This is a genomic window from Pseudoalteromonas sp. TAB23 (genome assembly GCF_000498075.1).
GTDB lineage: Bacteria > Pseudomonadota > Gammaproteobacteria > Enterobacterales > Alteromonadaceae > Pseudoalteromonas > Pseudoalteromonas arctica.
In genome coordinates, this window is sequence record NZ_AUTP01000240.1 from 1 (window position 1) to 1,488 (window position 1,488).

Annotated in this window: 2 protein-coding genes; both read left to right on the plus strand. The window is 37.9% G+C overall.

Going from position 1 to position 1,488, the window contains the following annotated elements:
* A partial coding sequence (locus L654_RS0114430) for an NAD(P)H-dependent oxidoreductase (protein ID WP_024608284.1) occupies positions 1–479 on the plus strand: 479 nt, incomplete at its 5' end.
* Positions 480–746: 267 nt separating this feature from the next.
* A complete protein-coding gene (locus L654_RS0114435; protein WP_024589317.1) occupies positions 747–1,196 on the plus strand; it encodes a hypothetical protein in 450 nt (149 codons plus the stop codon).
* Positions 1,197–1,488 lie beyond the last annotated feature (292 nt).

Here is a 1,488-nt window from a genome sequence, read left to right on the forward strand (position 1 = left end):
CATACGCTAAAAGTAATGCACCTACAGAGCTCACTCTATTAGCTGATAAAATTAAAGCCGCAGATGGATATATAATGATTAGTCCTGAGTACAATCACAGCATGAGTCCAGCCCTCGCTGACTTACTTAATCATTTTGGTAGCTCACTATTTTCGTATAAACCAAGTGCAATAGTAACTTACTCAGCAGGACAGTGGGGTGGTGTAAGAGCGGCCATTTGTATGCGTACTTTTTTATCTGAACTTGGCTGTTTGCCGGTATCGGCTATGATCCACGTGCCAAAAGCGCAAGATGTGTTTAGTGAGGATGGCAAACCTGTTGCAGGAGAGAGTCAATCATCGTGGTTTAATTATTTCTCACGCACGTTTGGCCAACTAATATGGTGGGCGCAGGCTGCTAAAGAGCATACCGAGGTGGTTGACCCGCAAAGTTTGCTAAAAAGCTTTAAAACAGATCCTTCTCAGCGCAATGCGCCTTAATACCCGCTAACTAATTGTTTGGATTGATTATAGAAACATAGCTGCATATAGTGGTATCATTAACGCTACATATTTTTAATAATGCATAATACCAATTCGCAATAATAGTTAATCAATTTAAGGGATTAAATCGCTAACTGCATTAAAAGTTTCTGATATAGAACAACTCAATAACGAAATTTTTACTTTGTTATCAACACGGTTTTCTTGTCTCAAAATAGATCACTTAATTATGCGAATTGGTGTAAGAAACAAGGAAATTGAGTCTTGAAATATCTAGCCTTACTAAGTGTGCTAACGCTTAGTGCATGTAGTTCTGTTCCCCATAGAATTGAAATGAGCCAAAGTACGGCTGCAAATATGAACCTTATCGCTTTAACTGAGCAAAGTGCACCAAAGGGTGTTGCTGGCACTTACCAGTTTCATATTAAAGCGGCGGGAGCTCAGGGTAATTGGTTGTATTTAAATACCGAAACTGATTATCGCGACAGGCGTTCTATTACGGTATCAATACAACCTAATGTGGTAGCCGAGCTTCAGAGTAAATACGGGCAACCAGCAGACACCTTTTTTATTGATAAAACAATAGAAGTAACAGGCGAAGCTAAACGAGTAACTATCGATTTTATGAGCCGTGGTAGAGTCACTAATAAATATTATTATCAAACGCACATAGCTGTGTCATCACTTAAGCAGCTTCGTGTTATTGAAAGTTAGTAAAAAGCAATGCACTGTATTTATATACAGTGCATTGTAAAAAGCTTGCTTTGAGCTTTAACGTTTACACTTAAATTTACTGCTATGGCGCTACTTTAGCGCTGTTTTATTCAACGATTTCAAAACTCTTATTTAACCTATTGTAATCTCATTACATAAAACTAATAATTGGTTAGTTTTATAAGTTTGAGTACCTGTATTGAAAGCCAAAGAAATCCGCAATTTTTATATCAACGAAGAGCAATCTGTTTATTTGCTTTCGCACCGCGATGCTAAAAAACACCGCCAGTGG